This is a genomic window from Veillonella sp., assembly GCF_018381775.1.
Lineage (GTDB): Bacteria > Bacillota > Negativicutes > Veillonellales > Veillonellaceae > Veillonella.
Genome location: NZ_JAGZRH010000009.1, coordinates 69,411 through 87,330, shown reverse-complemented (window position 1 = coordinate 87,330; position 17,920 = coordinate 69,411). Strand labels below are relative to the sequence as shown.

Genomic DNA, 17,920 nt, shown 5'->3' with positions numbered 1-17,920 from the left:
CAATATACATAGTAGTATATGCACAACTATTTAATATTATACCAAATTCCTAGTATATTACCTATTGTGAAAGCATTGGTAATTCAGGAACTAGCTATTCAAGAAATGACTTCATTAGTTTAAGGTACAATAAAATAAATTCCACATATAGTTAACTACATTATATACAAAAGAGGCACCCTCGAAAGGGTGCCTCTTATTAGTTCTTAGTCGTTAAATAAGGAATTATTTTACGTCTTCGAAACCTTTTTGTAAGCGAACGTAGCTTAAGCGACGATCTTTAGCGTCTTGTTCAGTTTTAGCGAACAATTCTTCTGCAACGTCTGGAGCTGCTTTAGCCAAGGATGCGTAACGAACTTCACCTTTAAGGAAGTCTTGGAAGTTTTCAGTTGGTTCTTTGGAATCCAAGGAGAATGGATTTTTACCTTCTTCTTTAAGTTGAGGGTTGTATCTGTAAAGATCCCAGTAACCAGCTGCAACTGCTTTACGTTGTTCTTCTTGAGCTTTACCCATACCAGCTTTGATACCATGGTTGATACATGGGCTGTAAGCGATGATCAAGGAAGGACCTGGATATGCTTCAGCTTCTGCAACAGCTTTCATCAATTGGTTTTTATCTGCACCCATAGCTACTTGTGCTACGTATACATAACCATAAGACATAGCCATCATGCCAAGGTCTTTTTTCTTAGTACGTTTACCAGAAGCTGCAAATTGAGCAACTGCTGCGATATTAGTGGATTTGGAAGCTTGACCACCAGTGTTGGAGTATACTTCAGTATCGAATACGAAGATGTTGATGTCTTCGCCAGAAGCTAATACATGGTCAACACCGCCGAAGCCGATATCGTATGCCCAGCCGTCACCACCGAAGATCCAGTGGGAACGTTTGATCAAGAATTGTTTTTTCTCAAGAATTTCTTTCAATTCTGGAGTTGTAGCACCTTCAGCTTCGATAGCTGCTACTAAACGTTCGGAACGTTGACGAGTTGCTGCACCAAGGTTAGCGAATTCGATCCATTGTTCCAAAGCTTCTTTCAATTCGCCTGTAGCAGTTTCTACAGCTTTAGCAGCTAATTCTACTAATTGTTGACGAATTTTCTTAACGCCGATGTACATACCATAACCATACTCAGCATTGTCTTCGAACAAGGAGTTTGCCCAAGAAGGACCTTGACCTTGTTGGTTAGTTGTGTATGGAGATGCAGGCATGGAAGCACCCCAGATGGAGGAACAACCAGTTGCATTGGCAATCATCATGCGGTCGCCGAATAATTGAGTTAACAATTTAGCGTAAGGAGTTTCACCACAACCTGCGCAAGCACCGGAGAACTCGAACAATGGTTGTTCGAATTGGGAACCTTTAACAGTTTCCTTCTTCATAGGGTTTTCTTTTACAGGAAGGTTAACACCGTAGTTCCATGCTTCAGCTTGTTCGATTTCGGAATCGATGGAAGTCATTACGATAGCTTTGCCTTTAGGAGCTGGACAGATATCAACACAGTTACCGCAACCCAAGCAATCTAATGGGGATACTGCGATACGGAATTGAAGGTCTTTAGCGCCCAATGCAGGGATTGTATCGAAATGTTCTGGAGCTGCAGCCACTTCTGCTTCAGTTGCCAAGATTGGACGAATTGTAGCATGTGGACATACGAAGGAACATTGGTTACATTGGATACAGTTTTCTGGTAACCATTTTGGAACGAACAATGCAGGACCGCGTTTTTCGAATTTAGCAGTACCAGCAGGTAATGTACCATCTTCGTAACCAGCGAATGTGGATACAGGAAGATCATAACCAGCTTGTGCATTGATTGGTTGTGCAATGTTTTGAACGAAGGATGGGCAAGATTCGCAACCAGGTTTAACTGCGTGGCCGCCTTCATCAACAGCGTTTTTCCAGTCAGCAGGAACATCTACTTTTACCAAAGCGTTAACGCCTTGATCGATAGCAGCGTTGTTCATGTCAACGATATTTTGACCTTTTTTACCGTAAGAAGTTACTACGGATTCTTTAAGGTATTTAACAGCGTCATCTACAGGGATGATTTCAGTCAATTTGAAGAATGCAGCTTGAGTTACCATGTTGATACGGCCGCCCAAACCGATTTCGGAAGCGATTTTCGCAGCGTTGATGATGTAGAAGTTCAATTCTTTTTCTGCGATTTGACGACGTAATTTAGCAGGTAAATGTTCGTTCAATTCTTCAGGAGACCAAGTACAGTTCAACAAGAATGTACCGCCTTTTTTGATACCGCGGATCAAGTCGTATTCATGTACGTAAGATTGACGGTGACATGCTACGAATTGAGGTTCAGTTACCAAGTATGGCAAGTTGATTGGGTTTTTACCAAAACGAAGGTGAGACATTGTTACGCCACCAGATTTTTTGGAGTCGTAGTCGAAGTATGCTTGAGCATACATATCAGTGTGGTCACCGATGATTTTGATAGCGGATTTGTTCGCACCTACAGTACCGTCAGAACCGAAGCCCCAGAATTTACATTCAGTCAAACCAGGAGTTTCAACTTCTACGCCTTCAGCACGATCTAAGGACAAGAATGTAACATCATCATTGATACCCAATGTGAAGAATTTCTTGCCGTTTTCAGCAGCCAAGTTATCGAATACAGATACGATGTCTGCAGGGATAACGTCTTTGGAGCTCAAACCATAACGACCAGCGATAACTTTTACGTTACGGCCACCGTCGATTACAGCAGCTTGTACGTCCAAGAACAATGGTTCAGCCAAAGCGCCTGGTTCTTTAGTACGGTCAAGAACTGCAATGCGTTCTACTGTTTGAGGAAGAGCTTTCAACAAACGATCTGTTGCGAATGGACGGAACAAGTGAACGTTGATGAAACCAACTTTACGGCCCAATTTGTTTAAGTAGTCAACAGTGGATTGAACTACTTGAGCGGAGGAACCCATAGTTACGATTACGTCAGTTGCATCAGGAGCACCATGGTAGTTGAACAATTGGTAGTTAGTACCAGCCAATTTGTTAACTTCGTTCATGTAATGTTCTACAACGTCAGGAACGTTCAAGTAGAATTTGTTGGATGCTTCGCGATGTTGGAAGTAAACGTCAGGGTTTTCTGCAGTACCACGAGTTACAGGAGCATCTGGGTTCAAAGCATTTTTACGGAAAGCTTTAACAGCGTCCATATCTACTAATGGTTTCAAATCTTCATAGTCCCAGATTTCAATTTTTTGAATTTCATGGGATGTACGGAAACCGTCGAAGAAGTTGATGAATGGTACACGAGTTTTAATAGCTGTCAAGTGAGCTACAGCGGACAAGTCCATTACTTCTTGTACGGAGGATTCAGCAAGCATAGCGCAGCCAGCTGCACGAGCAGCCATTACGTCTTGATGGTCACCGAAGATAGCCAAAGCGTGTGCAGCCAATGCACGAGCAGCTACTTGGAATACACCTGGAAGTAATTCGCCTGCTACTTTGTATAAGTTAGGAAGCATCAATAACAAACCTTGGGAAGATGTGAAAGTTGTTGTTAATGCACCAGCTTGTAAAGAACCGTGAGTTGCGGCAGCAGCACCTGCTTCAGATTGCATTTCTACAACTTGAACAGTGTTGCCGAAGATGTTTTTACGACCAGACGCAGCCCATTCGTCAATGTGTTCTGGCATTGGGGAAGATGGAGTGATTGGGTAAATCGCAGCAACTTCTGTAAAACCATAAGAAACGTGAGCAGCCGCTTGGTTGCCGTCCATAGTTTTAAATTTACGACTCATGTGATTATTGCCTCCTTAAGCATTTAGCAAAAATAGAACACTTGCTTAATCTATCATTATGTTTAGGAATAACAACCATTACAAACTTGCGCACATGAAAAAATAATGCAATAATATATATGTTATATATAATATGGCATTATGTGTGAACATACTTTTGTATTGGGCACAACCATAATTCCTAATATCATAACTTGATATAGCCCTATATGCACATTATAACGTGCTGGGCCCTATCAACGCAACACATACAGTGACTGTCGCTTTGCCAATATTGCTATCCATGCTTTACATAAAGTAATAGCTAATTGCGTTATAGTAATAACTATTCTCATTTAGTATAGGTCACTTCCCATAACCAGATTTTATTTTTAGGGGGTTAATTATGGATTTTCATCATTTGAAATACTTCGTTGAAGTAGCTGATCAAAAAAGCTTTAGTAAAGCTGCGCGGAATTTGCACATCTCCCAATCCGCTATCAGCCGTACTATTAAAGCTTTAGAAGACGAACTTGGTGTTGTTCTCTTCATGCGTAATGCTAAATCTGTAGAACTTACTGATGGGGGTACCATCTTCTTAACCCACGCAAAACGCGTAGTATTCATGTTTGAACATCTAAAAACTGATTTTGAAAACGAGTTTCGTTTGGAGCAAGGTTCCATTAGAATTGGTATTCCACCAATTACCGATGCACCTATCTTCGCTCAGCTTTTAGGGGAGTTCAAAAAAGTATATCCACAAATTGAATTAGAACTTTATGAACAAGGTTCTAAAAAAGTTGAGATTAGTGTTCAAGAAGGCTTGATTGATATTGGTATCATTTGTACGAAACCAAATCCAAAAGAATTTGAGTCCTTCTACCTCACTAGTGATCCGCTTTCCGTTATCGTTCCAATATCTAGCCCTCTTGCGAAAGAAAAAGAGATTCGTTTAGAAATGTTAGCTGACGAGTCTTTCGTATTACACAAAGATGACTTTAATTTGCATGACGAAATCATCAAAGCTTGTAAACATACAGGTTTTCAACCTCATATCGTATTTGAAACAAGCCAACGTGATCTTATGTTGCAAACAGTTAGTGCAGACCTTGCCATCGCATTGTTACCATCTCGTCTCTGCCCTGAGGCAGGTGAAAATACAGAGGTTGGTTCCAAGGTCGTTGTACGTCCACTTGTACCAGAAATTATTCATACACTTTATGTTATTTGGAAAAAAGGTCATTACCTCTCCCACGCTTCTCGCTTGTGGTTAGACTTTGTAAATTCCAAATTACCATTACCTGGATTACAACTCGAGGATCGTCAATAATGAATAAACCATCTGGGCTCGCATCTAAATTGCGGGCCCTTTTGAAAGCTAAAGAAACACCCATGTGGGGCGTTATCATCGTGCTGGTCATTGTTATAATCTTCCAGCAAATACAAATTTCAGAACTACAATGGCGTGTCGATGAAGACCACGATGGTTCTTCCGTTGATAGTGTAGCTGGTCGCCTTTACATCCTAGAAGGGATGGCTAATAAACATAGCGACCAACTGGATGGTATCTTTAAAGACATTCGTCAATTACAAAACGACGGTGCCAAGTACGACTGGGAACTGAAACAACTACAATGGTTGCACCCAGAGCTTAAAGTACAACCGCCAGAAGCTAACCCTTCCCCATTCAAATCGACGGATTTAAACCTCGATATGAACCCTGGGAAAGTACCGGATGTAAAAAAATAAATAAAAGCCAGATACAATACATACTAAAAAGTATTTACATTGTATCTGGCTTTTTGTTATATCTGCCTTAATCCGTTTGAACCACAGTAATAGCTTTTATCTTTTTATCAAGGGGAATGCGCTTATATAAACTGAAATTCTTATTATAGGATTTTTCCCATTCACTCACAACAGAGTAGTGCCTATGATGGAAATTACCTTTATTATCTATATAAAGAAAGAGATCTTTTTGAGCCATAACACCAAAGCCCATCGCGTCCAAAGTGTACCCCTTATGAATACCATCATTTGTATTTAAATAATCTCGTAACTCTGCTTCACGAGATGTATCAACCCAGCCTAATTCCAATACTCTACTAACCAACGTATCTTCAGCAGCCTTATAAGCTTTATTTGCAGCTATAAGTCCCTTATCTGGAAAACCTTGAACATCCTCTTGATATTCAAAGGCTGTCACAACTATAAGTTTTCCCGTTCCATACTGATTCTCATAAGAAATAATCGGATCTGCTACTGTAATAATTTTCTCTACAAATGGATTCCATAAGACAGAATCAATATAATGCTCTTGTGTTTTATACTCTACAATATATTTACTTTCACCTACCGCATCAGTAGTCGATTTGATTTTAATGGTACCCTCGTCATGAGTAAGGATATTAGAATCTACGTAATATGCTGATACATAATAACCGCCTAATATAGGCTTCAATTGACTCTGCAACTTATCTATCGTCTTACGTTGTTCTATATCACTAATATATTTAGCGCGCCCTAAATTCTTAACAGCTGATTCCCATGAATCATAAGGACCTGAAACTTTAACAACGTCACGGTTGTATACTGCAATTTTCTCAAAGGCAGCTCTACCTTCACCAGTCGGATCATGTAATGATATGGCACTTACAGATACACCTATTGTGAAAGTTGTTAATACGGTTGCTAATAATAACGTTCTATACATAGTATCCTCTCTCTATTTACTGTAGATTACATTACTCTTATTATACATAAAACAATATATTTACTAAAAGAAAAAGAGCTATATATTTATTCAATATCCGTCATAGAAAAGAATAAAAAATATAGCTCTTTTAAATTTGTAATTTTAATATTTAACTTAGTCGTCTTTGTGTTCCATAGATTTTGGTAATGTCAAAATCAATAGAGCTGCAAGGAACATGCAGGCCCCCATTACATAGTAACCGTAAGTAAAGCTACCTGTATGACCATTGATGAAACCAAGCATGTAAGGACCTACCCAGCCCCCCATGTTACCAGAGGAGTTAATAAGGCCCATCGCCCCTGCCGCAGCAGCACCAGATAAGAAGGTTGTTGGCATTGTCCACCATACACCCATGCCACCGTAAACGCCTACAGCAGTTAAGCAGATAAAGAATAAACTAATTTCTGGGGATGGACTATGTGGTGTTGCTAAGAAACCAATAGTACCAATGAACAAGGTTGTAGCAACATGCCAACGTTTTTCATTGCGCTTTTCAGAGGAATAACCACAATATACTTGTACAAGTAATGCAGCAGACATGGGAATCGCAATAGACCATGCTACTACGCTAGGTGGCCAACCAGATAAGCTTTTAAGCACTTGAGGCATCCAGAAGCTAAAGCCCCAGAAACCAATAACCCATAAGAAGTAAATTAACGCTAAACGCAATACCTTTGGATCTTTTAAAGCTTGCCATGTCGTATATTTCTTTACAGCTTGCTTTTGTTGCTCTTCTTTTTCAAGTTCAGCCTTGATATACGCTTTTTCTGCATCAGTTACCCAAGATGCATGATCTGGACGTTCTTTCATCCAGAATGCGAAAATGAAAGCAAAGATAACGGCTGGAATGGCTTCAACAATAAAGAGTGTACGCCAACCATGTAAACCAAAGAAGGTTGTATCTAGCAAGATACCTGCCAATGGGCCACCGATGATGTTTGAGAACAATAAAGATGTTAACATCAAGGAGATTGCCTTTGCACGTTCCTTTGGCAAGAACCAATTTGGAATGAGTAACGAATAAATTACAGGATATAAAGAGGCTTCACATAGACCAAGAAGGAATCGATAAATATAAAACTCCAACTCTGTGGTCATCGTTGTCATAAGAATACATACTAGGCCCCAACTAAACATAATACGCGCTACCCAATGCATAGCATTACAGCGAGCAGCGATTAGGGATGCAGGGACTTCAAATAAAACATAGCCTATAAAGAAGATACCGGCGCCCATACCAAATACCTCTGGTGTCAACCATGGTAAATTCTCCTTCATGGTCAAGCCAGCATAGGCAATATTTACACGGTCCAAAAAGGCAATAATAGAAACAATAAATAATGGCAAGACTACGTGTAGCATACGACGCTTCGTAAAGTCTTTAAAATCAATAACCCCACTTTGAGGCTCTGGTGTAGATGAGCTCATATAATTCCTTTCTACTACTTAAGATATTACATACCCTATTATCTTAAGAAAACAAAAGTCCTCTGTCAATGGAATTATATAGAATATAGAGATGCTAAATAGGAATAGTGGAACCTAAATAATGGCATATTAAATAAAAAAAGATATATTCTCTAGGAATGACTATATAAAATAAAAAAGCACTTTATAGTATAAATATATCTCTATCATAAGATAGCAAAATACTATAAAGTGCTTTCATATTAATTTGTACTAACAGGATCATAATCAGCAGGCACAGGAGCAACGATACTCACAAATACAATATCTTCTGTCCCAGTATTTTTTGCACCATGACATTCACCCTTTTTAGATACTATAACTTGCCCCTTTGTAAAAGGCACCTCTGTATCAGGCGTTGGATAAAATACCCCCTTGCCTTGCAATATAACCCATATATCATCAGAGTGATGATGGTAGTGTTTCGGTAAGGTTTGACCAGGTTTAATAACCCATACTGAACCACCTGTGGAATCAGTTTCATAAAATGGTGTCCTAACAGCTTTCTCCAAGCTTTCAACTTTCACAAGTTCCATATCAAAAATACGTTGATCACTCATAATGCTCACACCTTTCATCGATTAACAACTAACGTGTTCCTGATGCATATTCACCCATATTAATATCTATAACAGTTCGAACCGGTTGAATTAAGGAGTCCTCATACTGAACCGCCCATTTGATATCTGGACTCAAATCTCCATTTGCTAACCCTGCAATCGTTTGCCCATCATCAATAGGATTATCGTGCTCAAAGATATAGTACAGTACACTATACGCATGATTTACGATCTCATCGGGGTTCATACCATGAAAATGGTACTGCAAATCAGGGTAGAATAAGGTACTCATACCTAACGTATCAACCATCATGTCATCTGTGCCTTGAATGCTAAAATATCGCACATTTACAGCATAATAAATAAAACGTGTTACCTCTTTATCTGGATGATTTTCAATGGTTTCACGACTTAATAACTTTCGAGCTGGCCCAAAGACAACAGCCTTGCAGGATGGATATAACTCTAATAGTGCATCTACATATTTCACGAGCATATCAGCTCGTTCTTTAGGCTCTAAACCAGACGCTAACATATCGGTAGCAAATACTCTATATTGGCACTCATCTAGCAACTCGTCTACATTTGGACAATCCCACACCTGGCTACGTTCAAAATCATCGAGTACAGGTTTATCGATTTTCTCACAATTCGTCACCATTAAAGTCGGTGGAACATCAGCATCATTATCCTCATAATGAACCTTATAATTCTGAGGCGCAAAACCAGCAGATTCAGTGCCATAACTAAAGCAATCAATAGTTCCTAAATGCTTTGTGAATACCTCTACCATTGTATCTCGATTAGGCATATCACACTGCTCCGGCATTAATAACTCAACGAAAAACAAACCGCCAGGACGAACTGAATTATCTGTTAAATCCTGTTTAAATACTTGGCTCATATGCTCTCTCCTATAGATAAAACGTAATATAAAACACCTCCTTTACCTTATAGTATATCGTATATTCATCTATACTACAATTACTCAAGCAACATTTTATATACATAAAAGACCCTCTCTATGAGTCCAAAGACTATAGAGAGGGTCTTTATATTATCTAATCAGCATGGGATATGAGACAGCAGCGAAACCGTTACGGTTTCTACCGGACTCTCATCACTACTCAATTATAGAGGTTTGCGAACCACGTCGATGATAGAGCCATCGCGGTATTCTACGATTGCGATGATGTCTTCGTCTTTGTCAGATACAGGGATATCTTGTGGTTTACCAACTAAGTCGAATGCTAATTGTTGTAATTCTTCAATTGTGTAGATAGGCAAGTTGCTATCTTTGAAGCGTTCAATCAAATCAGTACGAGCTGGGTTGATTGCGATACCGTATTCAGTAACGAGTACGTCAACGGAGGAGCCTGGTGTAATTACAGTTGCAACTTTGTCACGGATCATTGGCAAGCGGCCGCGGATCAATGGGCAAGTAATAACTGTGCATTTAGCACCTGCTGCTGTATCGGAGTGACCGCCAGAAGCGCCCATCAATACACCGTTGGAGTCAGTCATTACGTTTACGTTGAAATCAAGGTCGATTTCAGTAGCACCAAGGAATACTACGTCTAGGTAGTTTGTAGTGCAGTCAGTCCATGGGTTAGCGTACATGGAAGCGGACATTTCGATGTGTGCAGGGTTTTTATCCAAGGATGCAGCTGCAGTAGTATCGAATGTTTGAGTATCGTAAATAGCACGAATCAAGCCTTCTTCAAGCATACCAGTCAAGATACCAGTAGCACCGCCGATAGCGAAGCCACCTACTTCACCACGTTTGCGAAGTTTTTCAGCAATGAATTTCGCTACAGTCAATGGTGCACCACCAGCGCCCAATTGGAATACGAAACCATCTTTAATAATGCCAGCTTGATCAAGGAATTCACCAGCTAATTCAGCAATTTTGATTTGGATAGGGTTTTTAGTGAAACCTACCGCACCAGAAGCGATACCTTCTGGATCACCAATGCTTTCAACCTCAACAACATAATCTACATCAGTTTGAGGAATTGCATAGTTGTGTACATAGTCAACTAAGTTATCAGTGATGATAACAGTTGTGTCTGCATAGTGGGAATCAACTTTAGCATAGCCAAGAGCACCACATGCGGATTTACCCAAACGACCAGTAGCATTACCGCGAGGGTCAGCTGTAGGAGCGCCCATGAAAGCTACGTCAATATGAACTTCGCCAGATTCGATAGCACGAGCACGACCACCGTGGGAACGAATTACTACAGGGCGTTTTAATACGCCTGGGTTTTGAGTTAAGAATTTACCAAGACGATCGCGCAAGCCAGATGTTTCGATAGCTGTTACAGTACCATCTTGAATCATTTCTACCAAGAATTCATGGCATGGGGACAAGGAAGAAGACGCGATTGTAATGTCTTTAATGCCTTTTGCTTGAACGCGTTCCATAACCATTTTCATTACATAGTCGCCATTGCGCAAGTGATGATGGAAGGACAATGTCATGCCATCTTTTACGCCAGCTTTTTCGATTGCTTCATCGATAGAAGCAAGTACTTTATTTGTACCAACACGGCTCATGTGTACAGGTTTACCTGCGCGATGAGCTTTAGGTTCAATTGCGAATTCACCTTGATATACTTCGCGACCTTCTAGTGCTGGGATATTTGTTGGGATATCGCGACCTACTTTATTTAACATCGTATTCTGCTCCTTCCTCTAATTCAACTTTAATGCCTGCTGCACGTGCTTTATCAACTACGCGTTGTGCACGAACTACGATAGGACCATCGATCATTTTACCATCTACGGAGATTACGCCTTTATTATTGCGCAATGCATCTGCATAGCTGTTCAATACTTTAACAGAATGAGCGATTTCTTTTTCGTCAGGAGTGAATACTTCGTGGATAATTTTGATTTGGCTTGGGTGGATACAAGATTTGCCATCGTAGCCCAAAGCTTTAATGAATTCAACTTCTTCGCGGAAACCTTGAGGGTCTTTCACGTCGGAGAATACAGTATCGATTACGCGGATACCTGCTTCGCGTGCTGCATGAAGGATTGTTTGACGAGCGAACAACAATTCAACAGCTGGTTTATGTTTACCTGTACGAAGGTCAGCACGGTAGTCTTCAGCGCCAAGAGCGATAGCTACTACGCGAGGGCCGTGACAGATTTCACGAACATTGTACAAGCCACGAACGGATTCGATAGCTACGATAATGTTGATTGTACCTTCTGGCCAGCCGTTAGCTTTTTCTACTTCTTCAATTTTCTTCGCTACGATTTCAACTTCAGAAACATCTTCAGTTTTAGGTAAACGAATCATATCAGGTTTAGCTGGAACGATTACATCGAGATCGTCATAGCCATAAGGAGTTTGTGTAGGATGGTTGATACGAACAACTGTTTCTGCACGGAATTTACGGGATTTCAATGCTTCTGCAGTTAAAAGACGAGCTGTATCTTTTTCTGTAATAGGCACGGAATCTTCAATATCGATCATGATGGAGTCAGAGCCGTGAATGTCAGCACTGTTAATCATTTTAGGTGTATTACCTGGTACGAACATCATGGAACGAGACAAGCGTTTTTTAGCAGCCTCTGTTAATGGGTTTGTTTTAACTTCTGGGAATGTTTTATCGTTAGCCATTATGCTTTGCTCCCCCTTTCCAATGCGCCTAATACGCGAGCTTTAATTGTGTAATCCCAAGCATTTTTATCTTGTACGATTACTTTCACGCCATCAAAACCAGCTTCTTTCACTGTGTTCAAGATAACTGATTTAATTTGGTCGCCGTATTGACGGATAACTTTGGATGTTAATTCAATTTCGATACCGCTAGCAATCGGTTCAACCGTTACTAATGCATCATTTTTTTCGTCGAAGCCAGCTTGTGCAGCTTTTACTAATTGTGCCATGTTGCATCCTTTCACTAAAAATATATCAAATGGCAAAGACCAGACCGTCGCGAAGTCTGGCCTAAGCCGTAAAAACAATGATGATTATAAAATTATATGGTGATTAAATCATACCGATGAAAGTCCACCAAGGAATACCTACTACAAAGAGTAGAATCCAACTCAATACCGCTAAGATAGCACCAGCAGTCCACCAATCTTTCAAGTTGTTATAACCTGCAGAGTAGATGATTGGACCAGGGGATGCACCGTAGTGAGTTACGAGACCACCAAATGCATTTGTTGCAAGTAATACAAGACCAAACATAACTGGGTTAACACCGGCTGCCATACCTACCGTTAAGAATACTGGAAGCATAGACGCAATGTATGCAGTACTGGAAGCGAATAAGTAACGAATTACAACGCTAATAGCGGAAAGAATCAATACTACTACGAGTGGAGACACATCAAGTGCCAAGTTTGCTTGCATGTATGCTGCAAGCCAAGCAAAGAATTTAGCTTTTGTCAAAGCAGTGGATAAACCAAGGATAGCACCAAACCAGATGAATGTATTCCAAACAGCTTTAGTTTGAACCATATCATCCCAAGTAATGATACCAGCAAAGAATACAACAGTCATAGCTACTAAAGCTACTGCTGTTGGACTCAAGTCAAAACCGATGGAAGGTAATGCCCAACCGATAAGAGCAAGAATAAATACAACAGCCAAGATTTTTTCAGACATTTTCATAGGTCCTAATTTTGCAAGACCGTCAGCAGCTAATTTTTTATTATCAATTTTTACTGCTTCAGGACGGTCGATCCAGTAACCTACAAGTGGTACGAAAATCAACATTACAAGGCCAGGAAGAGCTAAAGCCAAAGCCCATTCAGCCCAAGTCATGTTTAGACCAGTGATTTTAGTAACAAAGTCCAAAGCCAACACATTAGGAGCCATAGCTGTTAAGAACATGAAGGACGTAATCTTTGTTACGAAGTAACCATTCATCAAGATGAAGGAACCGCCGCGTTTAGCAGTATCACCAGGATAAGAACCGATAGATTCTGCAATGGATAAGTTAATAGGATATACGATACCAGCTGCACGTGCTGTGTTAGAAGGTGTTGCTGGAGATAATACTAAATCAAGGAGTGCTGTTACATAACCAAGACGTAATACAGTAGAACCGAATGCATTAATCAAATGGTAAGCAACGCGATGACCAAGACCAGTTTTACCAAAGGCAACGCTCAAGGAGAAGGCTGCAATGATCATCCATAATGCAGTGGAGCCGTAACCTACCAAGATATCTTTTGCATTGTCTAAGAATAATGCAGAAGCAGATAATACAGCTAATAAAATAATTTGAATTGGGTATGGTTTTAAAATCAAACCTACGATACCTGCAATGTAGAAGCCTAAGAGGCGCCACGCTTCCGCAGAAAGTCCTGCTGGCGGAGTTGTAAACCAGAGGATAATTGGGATTAGCACAATAAGTGCTAGTTTTAAGAATTTTTCCATGTTTCTTCCTTTCTTAAAAACATAGGCATGTAATCATCCTAACACTACCCCAGAAATTCGTGATACGCGACTATCAGCTATTGAACTCTAGGAGTTTTTGTCTACACTCATTATATATGCTTAAAAGAATTATGAATAATAGATTACCTTTATAGGGGTTATAAAAACTTTTATATCTACTATTCATACTTTTTATGCATTTTGAGCATAGAATAGCAGCCCCAAATGAAAAAAATGCATGTATACGTCCCCAAAGGGGGTATACATGCACTTACATGGTCCTGCCTGGCTCTTTCGAGACACCTTTATTATGACTTATTATATCGAAAAAGTCTAATACTGAAATAGCATGAATAGGCAGTTTCAAATTTTTATATAGGTTCTATTTATAAATCTATGCTTTATATTCTCTAAAAATACTATTATCTACTACAGTATGTTTTTTATAGTAATCCCGAACATACTCGATAAAGGTCTTAACTACTACAAGATTTTCTGCATCCTTTGTGTACACCATGTTGGTATCACGGGTAATATACGTACCATCTTTACTACGCAATGGACTTACATAAATATCTCTATCCTTACAAGATCCAAGACCCATATAGGTCAAGATGGACCAGCCGAGCCCGGCGCGCACAAAGTGGCGGCACGTACTCATAGAATTTACATCCATGGCAACACTAGGTGGTTCTTCAAAATGTTCAGCACACCATGTTTCGATGATATTGGCTACGGATGCATCAGTCTGATACTTGATAAACGGTACCTTCTCAAGGGATTCAGGCGGTACTAATTCTTTATAAACCAAACAATACGGTTCCTCTAATAGTAGCTCAGACTTACCAGATACTGCATAACCGCCACGGGCGAATCCTACCATACAGTCCCCGGCATTGAACATCTTCACCACTTGATGACTGAAAGCCGTCTTTACTTGTATATGCACATCTGGATATTGCTCCCGGAAAGATCGTAACAAGGCGGGCAATTCATAGTCTGCAAAGTTGATGGATGACGCAATTTTTAAGGTCCCTTGAATCTTACCAGAAGCGGAGTTCATAGCATTTTCTAAGGCTTCATGATCTTGCATCATTCTTTTACAGTAATCATAGAAAATCTCGCCTTGCGCGGTAAGAGCAATCCCTTCAGCAGTTCGCAACAACAGAGAATGGCCCAAGGCTTTTTCCATATGGCGCAACCGATAGCTTAACGCCGGTTGCGATAAAAATAATTTTTCTGCAGCCCTTGTAATATTGCCTTCATCGACAACGGTTACAAAGGTTTGCCATTCTCTATTATCCATACAATCTCCTTTTATCGCTTATTACCAAAGATGCGCAATAAGGATAAGAATAAGTTAATGAAATCTAAGTATAGGCTCAAAGCACCTGTGATTTCAATGCGATCTAAAATGGTTTCATCCTCCAAGAGCGCTACTTGTGTCACATTGTTTTTAATGCGGTTCACATCGATAGCTGTAAAGATGGAGAATACTACAACCCCTACATAACCTAGAACTAAGCTAACAGTGTCACTAAAGCCACTGAGTACAGCCCAGTTAAAATAACGAGCCCCTATCATCACAAAAGATACGATGATCATACCAAGTAAGGCAGCCATTACATATGGTGTTAGGGATGACAAATTACGTTTCGTCGTAGCCCCTACGATAGCAAAACCAATGAAGAAGGCAAGCGTACCGATTAGCGCAGGAATAACTACTTCAAACACATTATATCGCAAGGATATAAGTGTCAACGTAAGACCATTCAATGCACTATAGAGGAAGAACATTCCTTTCAAGGTCATAACATTAGCCGCATACGCACGCGCACTGAATAGGAATACTACGCCAAGCTCAACTAATAGGATAATATTAAAGTTTTGGTACGCAAAGCGTAGCCAATCAGGATTTGCCAATGCCGCTATACCAACGCCGATAGTCGTAAGTAAGCCTACAACCATCCACAAGAAAGAGCCTTTTAATCGTTGGGATACGATACTTTCAACCTGTGCAACCTCAGCTGCAGTAGGTCCTGTTACATTATATGGATTCATACTATCCCTCCTTATTTAATTATGACTTATAGAGATTATCGAGCATTTGCAATGCCTGCAAATACCTTGCCACGTTCACCGTCGATTGTTACTTCTTGACCTTCTAAAAGTACTTCATGAGCATTTTTAGCGCCTAAGATAACGGGGATACCATAGGTAATGCCCGCAATAGCACTATCAGAGGTATAACCATCTTCAACAGCGATAATGCCACCTGCACGTTTTGCAACAGCCATCAATTCAGGTTCCATAGTACCTACAACGAGGATGTCGCCGTCTTTGAAGCTTTCATAATTACCTTTATGATTAGCCGCAACGAATACATTACCTGTTACGGATTTACGTAAAATACCATTACCAGACAAGAGCACTTGGCCCGCGATGTGAACGCGAATCATGTTTGTAGTACCAGTTGCACCGGATGGCACACCAGCGGTAACAACTACAAGATCACCAGACTCGATAGCACCAGTGCCAAGAGCACCTGTAATAGCTTGTTTTACCATTTCATCAGAGTTGATGATTTCATGGCCTTTGATAGCCTCTACGCCCCAGCACAATTGCATACGACGAATTGTTTCTTCATGAGGTGTAACAGCAATAATTTTACAATCTGGACGATGACGTGCCACACTAAGTGCAGTATGACCAGATTCAGTACATGTCAAAATTGCAGCAGCCCCAAGGTTTTGAGCGATGCGCACACTCGCTAAACATACGGCACTTGTAGTAGTCATGTCATCATCTTGGCGAGCACGGCTCTTGCTGTCGTAAATAGACGCTTTTTCTGTTACCTCTGCAATACGTGTCATAGTCGTAACTGCTTCTACAGGGTAAGCGCCATTTGCCGTTTCACCAGATAACATGATGGCATCTGTGCCGTCCAAAATAGCATTAGCTACGTCACTTGCTTCCGCACGTGTAGGACGTGGATTTTGAATCATAGATTCAAGCATTTGTGTAGCCGTAATAACTGGTTTACCCAAGTTGTTACATTTTTCGATCATCATCTTTTGAAGTACTGGCACCTCTTCTGCAGGAATTTCTACACCGAGGTCACCACGAGCCACCATGAGACCATCTGCTACTTCTAAGATTTCATCGATGTTTTTAACGCCTTCTGCATTTTCAATTTTCGCAATAATCTTGATGTCCTTTTGTTCAGATTCAAGAATACGACGGATGGCTACGATATCTTTACCGCGTTGCATGAAGGATGCTGCTACAAAGTCTACACCTTGTTGACAGCCAAAGCGCAAATCCGCTTCGTCTTGTTCAGATACAGGTGGCAAGCTAAGTGCTACGCCTGGCACTGCTACGCGTTTACGGTTGCCGATTTCACCGCTATTTTGAACTGTGGTAATGATATTATTACCTTCGATGGAATCGATAGTAAGGGTTACAAGGCCATCGGCCAATAAAATTTTATCCCCTACAGATACATCGCCTACAAGACCTTTGTGGTTAACAGAGCTAATCTCTTTTGTGCCTTCCACATCATCTGTAGTCAACGTGAATTGTTGACCTGCTTCGAGGAATACTTTGCCCTCTTTGAATAGACCAAGGCGCACCTCTGGGCCTTTTGTATCGAGCAATAAAGCGATTGGTTTATTTACAATCATCGCCGCATCACGCACCATTTGCATGCGCTCTGCTTGCTCTTCATGAGATCCGTGGGAGAAGTTGAAACGAGCTACATTCATGCCAGCTCGCATCATATCTTCTAAGATACCAAATTTATCCGTTCCCGGACCTACAGTACATACGATTTTTGTTCGTTTCATCTTTCCTCCTATGAAAACCATCCCATTTGGATGTTCATGTATTATATCAATGTTTGTGAAAGCCGTCTGTGCTTCACGCAACATGAGTGATTAAGTAGTGAATATATTTATTATTACCTTAACCCCTATTGCGGTTCTTATGCAT

At 40.5% G+C, this 17,920-nt stretch carries 14 protein-coding genes; 2 read left to right on the top strand and 12 right to left on the bottom strand.

Going from position 1 to position 17,920, the window contains the following annotated elements; genetic code table 11:
- Window positions 1-225: 225 nt before the first annotated feature.
- Window positions 226-3,762 (bottom strand): pyruvate:ferredoxin (flavodoxin) oxidoreductase, encoded by a 3,537-nt coding sequence (gene nifJ, locus KH109_RS07010; protein ID WP_156718891.1) that lies wholly within the window; start codon window positions 3,760-3,762, stop codon window positions 226-228.
- Between the two features lie 385 nt (window positions 3,763-4,147).
- Here nifJ and KH109_RS07005 point away from each other — a divergent pair, with 385 nt between their 5' ends.
- Together KH109_RS07005 and KH109_RS07000 are read left to right on the top strand one after the other, a co-directional pair.
- The gene (locus KH109_RS07005) at window positions 4,148-5,071 is read left to right on the top strand and encodes a LysR family transcriptional regulator (protein WP_024065776.1); all 924 of its coding nucleotides are present in this window, start codon (window positions 4,148-4,150) and stop codon (window positions 5,069-5,071) included.
- Window positions 5,071-5,490: a hypothetical protein gene (locus tag KH109_RS07000; protein ID WP_060924520.1), complete on the top strand. Its 420-nt coding sequence runs from the start codon at window positions 5,071-5,073 to the stop codon at window positions 5,488-5,490. The genes KH109_RS07005 and KH109_RS07000 overlap by 1 nt, the downstream gene beginning before the upstream one ends.
- A gap of 67 nt (window positions 5,491-5,557) precedes the next feature.
- Here KH109_RS07000 and KH109_RS06995 read toward each other — a convergent pair whose 3' ends face one another.
- From KH109_RS06995 to pyk, 11 genes are all read right to left on the bottom strand, one after another.
- Complete coding sequence (locus KH109_RS06995; protein ID WP_295217128.1) at window positions 5,558-6,454, bottom strand: hypothetical protein; 897 nt, start codon at window positions 6,452-6,454, stop codon at window positions 5,558-5,560.
- A gap of 156 nt (window positions 6,455-6,610) precedes the next feature.
- Window positions 6,611-7,924, bottom strand: coding sequence for an MFS transporter (locus tag KH109_RS06990; protein ID WP_295217126.1), 1,314 nt, complete (start codon window positions 7,922-7,924; stop codon window positions 6,611-6,613).
- Between the two features lie 242 nt (window positions 7,925-8,166).
- Complete coding sequence (locus KH109_RS06985) at window positions 8,167-8,523, bottom strand: cupin domain-containing protein (protein ID WP_295217123.1); 357 nt, start codon at window positions 8,521-8,523, stop codon at window positions 8,167-8,169.
- A gap of 28 nt (window positions 8,524-8,551) precedes the next feature.
- The gene (locus tag KH109_RS06980) at window positions 8,552-9,427 is read right to left on the bottom strand and encodes a DUF4261 domain-containing protein (RefSeq protein WP_295217119.1); all 876 of its coding nucleotides are present in this window, start codon (window positions 9,425-9,427) and stop codon (window positions 8,552-8,554) included.
- Between the two features lie 227 nt (window positions 9,428-9,654).
- Window positions 9,655-11,202 carry a citrate lyase subunit alpha gene (gene citF / locus KH109_RS06975; protein ID WP_105094136.1) on the bottom strand — a complete coding sequence of 516 codons (1,548 nt, stop codon included), beginning with the start codon at window positions 11,200-11,202 and terminating at the stop codon, window positions 9,655-9,657.
- Entirely contained in the window at window positions 11,192-12,157 is a 966-nt protein-coding gene (locus tag KH109_RS06970) for an aldolase/citrate lyase family protein (RefSeq protein WP_005382238.1), read from the bottom strand. The genes citF and KH109_RS06970 overlap by 11 nt, the downstream gene beginning before the upstream one ends.
- The gene (citD, locus tag KH109_RS06965; RefSeq protein WP_005385629.1) at window positions 12,157-12,426 is read right to left on the bottom strand and encodes a citrate lyase acyl carrier protein; all 270 of its coding nucleotides are present in this window, start codon (window positions 12,424-12,426) and stop codon (window positions 12,157-12,159) included. Before citD ends, KH109_RS06970 begins: the two co-directional genes overlap by 1 nt.
- A 103-nt stretch (window positions 12,427-12,529) precedes the next feature.
- Entirely contained in the window at window positions 12,530-13,930 is a 1,401-nt protein-coding gene (locus KH109_RS06960) for a DASS family sodium-coupled anion symporter (RefSeq protein WP_295217111.1), read from the bottom strand.
- 394 nt (window positions 13,931-14,324) lie between these two features.
- Window positions 14,325-15,236, bottom strand: coding sequence for a LysR family transcriptional regulator (locus KH109_RS06955; protein WP_295217108.1), 912 nt, complete (start codon window positions 15,234-15,236; stop codon window positions 14,325-14,327).
- Between the two features lie 11 nt (window positions 15,237-15,247).
- The gene (locus KH109_RS06950; protein WP_295217104.1) at window positions 15,248-15,991 is read right to left on the bottom strand and encodes a Bax inhibitor-1/YccA family protein; all 744 of its coding nucleotides are present in this window, start codon (window positions 15,989-15,991) and stop codon (window positions 15,248-15,250) included.
- 35 nt (window positions 15,992-16,026) lie between these two features.
- Window positions 16,027-17,775 (bottom strand): pyruvate kinase, encoded by a 1,749-nt coding sequence (pyk, locus tag KH109_RS06945; RefSeq protein WP_295217102.1) that lies wholly within the window; start codon window positions 17,773-17,775, stop codon window positions 16,027-16,029.
- Window positions 17,776-17,920 lie beyond the last annotated feature (145 nt).

What these genes read in the sequence shown, in the direction of transcription:
- KH109_RS06960 (WP_295217111.1), bottom strand. Translation starts at nt 13,930, where the DNA reads ATGGAAAAATTCTTAAAACTAGCACTTATTGTGCTAATCCCAATTATC.
- pyk (WP_295217102.1), bottom strand. Translation starts at nt 17,775, where the DNA reads ATGAAACGAACAAAAATCGTATGTACTGTAGGTCCGGGAACGGATAAA.
- KH109_RS07005 (WP_024065776.1), top strand. Translation starts at nt 4,148, where the DNA reads ATGGATTTTCATCATTTGAAATACTTCGTTGAAGTAGCTGATCAAAAA.
- KH109_RS06995 (WP_295217128.1), bottom strand. Translation starts at nt 6,454, where the DNA reads ATGTATAGAACGTTATTATTAGCAACCGTATTAACAACTTTCACAATA.
- citF (WP_105094136.1), bottom strand. Translation starts at nt 11,202, where the DNA reads ATGTTAAATAAAGTAGGTCGCGATATCCCAACAAATATCCCAGCACTA.
- KH109_RS06980 (WP_295217119.1), bottom strand. Translation starts at nt 9,427, where the DNA reads ATGAGCCAAGTATTTAAACAGGATTTAACAGATAATTCAGTTCGTCCT.
- KH109_RS06990 (WP_295217126.1), bottom strand. Translation starts at nt 7,924, where the DNA reads ATGAGCTCATCTACACCAGAGCCTCAAAGTGGGGTTATTGATTTTAAA.
- KH109_RS06950 (WP_295217104.1), bottom strand. Translation starts at nt 15,991, where the DNA reads ATGAATCCATATAATGTAACAGGACCTACTGCAGCTGAGGTTGCACAG.
- citD (WP_005385629.1), bottom strand. Translation starts at nt 12,426, where the DNA reads ATGGCACAATTAGTAAAAGCTGCACAAGCTGGCTTCGACGAAAAAAAT.
- KH109_RS06985 (WP_295217123.1), bottom strand. Translation starts at nt 8,523, where the DNA reads ATGAGTGATCAACGTATTTTTGATATGGAACTTGTGAAAGTTGAAAGC.
- KH109_RS06955 (WP_295217108.1), bottom strand. Translation starts at nt 15,236, where the DNA reads ATGGATAATAGAGAATGGCAAACCTTTGTAACCGTTGTCGATGAAGGC.
- nifJ (WP_156718891.1), bottom strand. Translation starts at nt 3,762, where the DNA reads ATGAGTCGTAAATTTAAAACTATGGACGGCAACCAAGCGGCTGCTCAC.
- KH109_RS07000 (WP_060924520.1), top strand. Translation starts at nt 5,071, where the DNA reads ATGAATAAACCATCTGGGCTCGCATCTAAATTGCGGGCCCTTTTGAAA.
- KH109_RS06970 (WP_005382238.1), bottom strand. Translation starts at nt 12,157, where the DNA reads ATGGCTAACGATAAAACATTCCCAGAAGTTAAAACAAACCCATTAACA.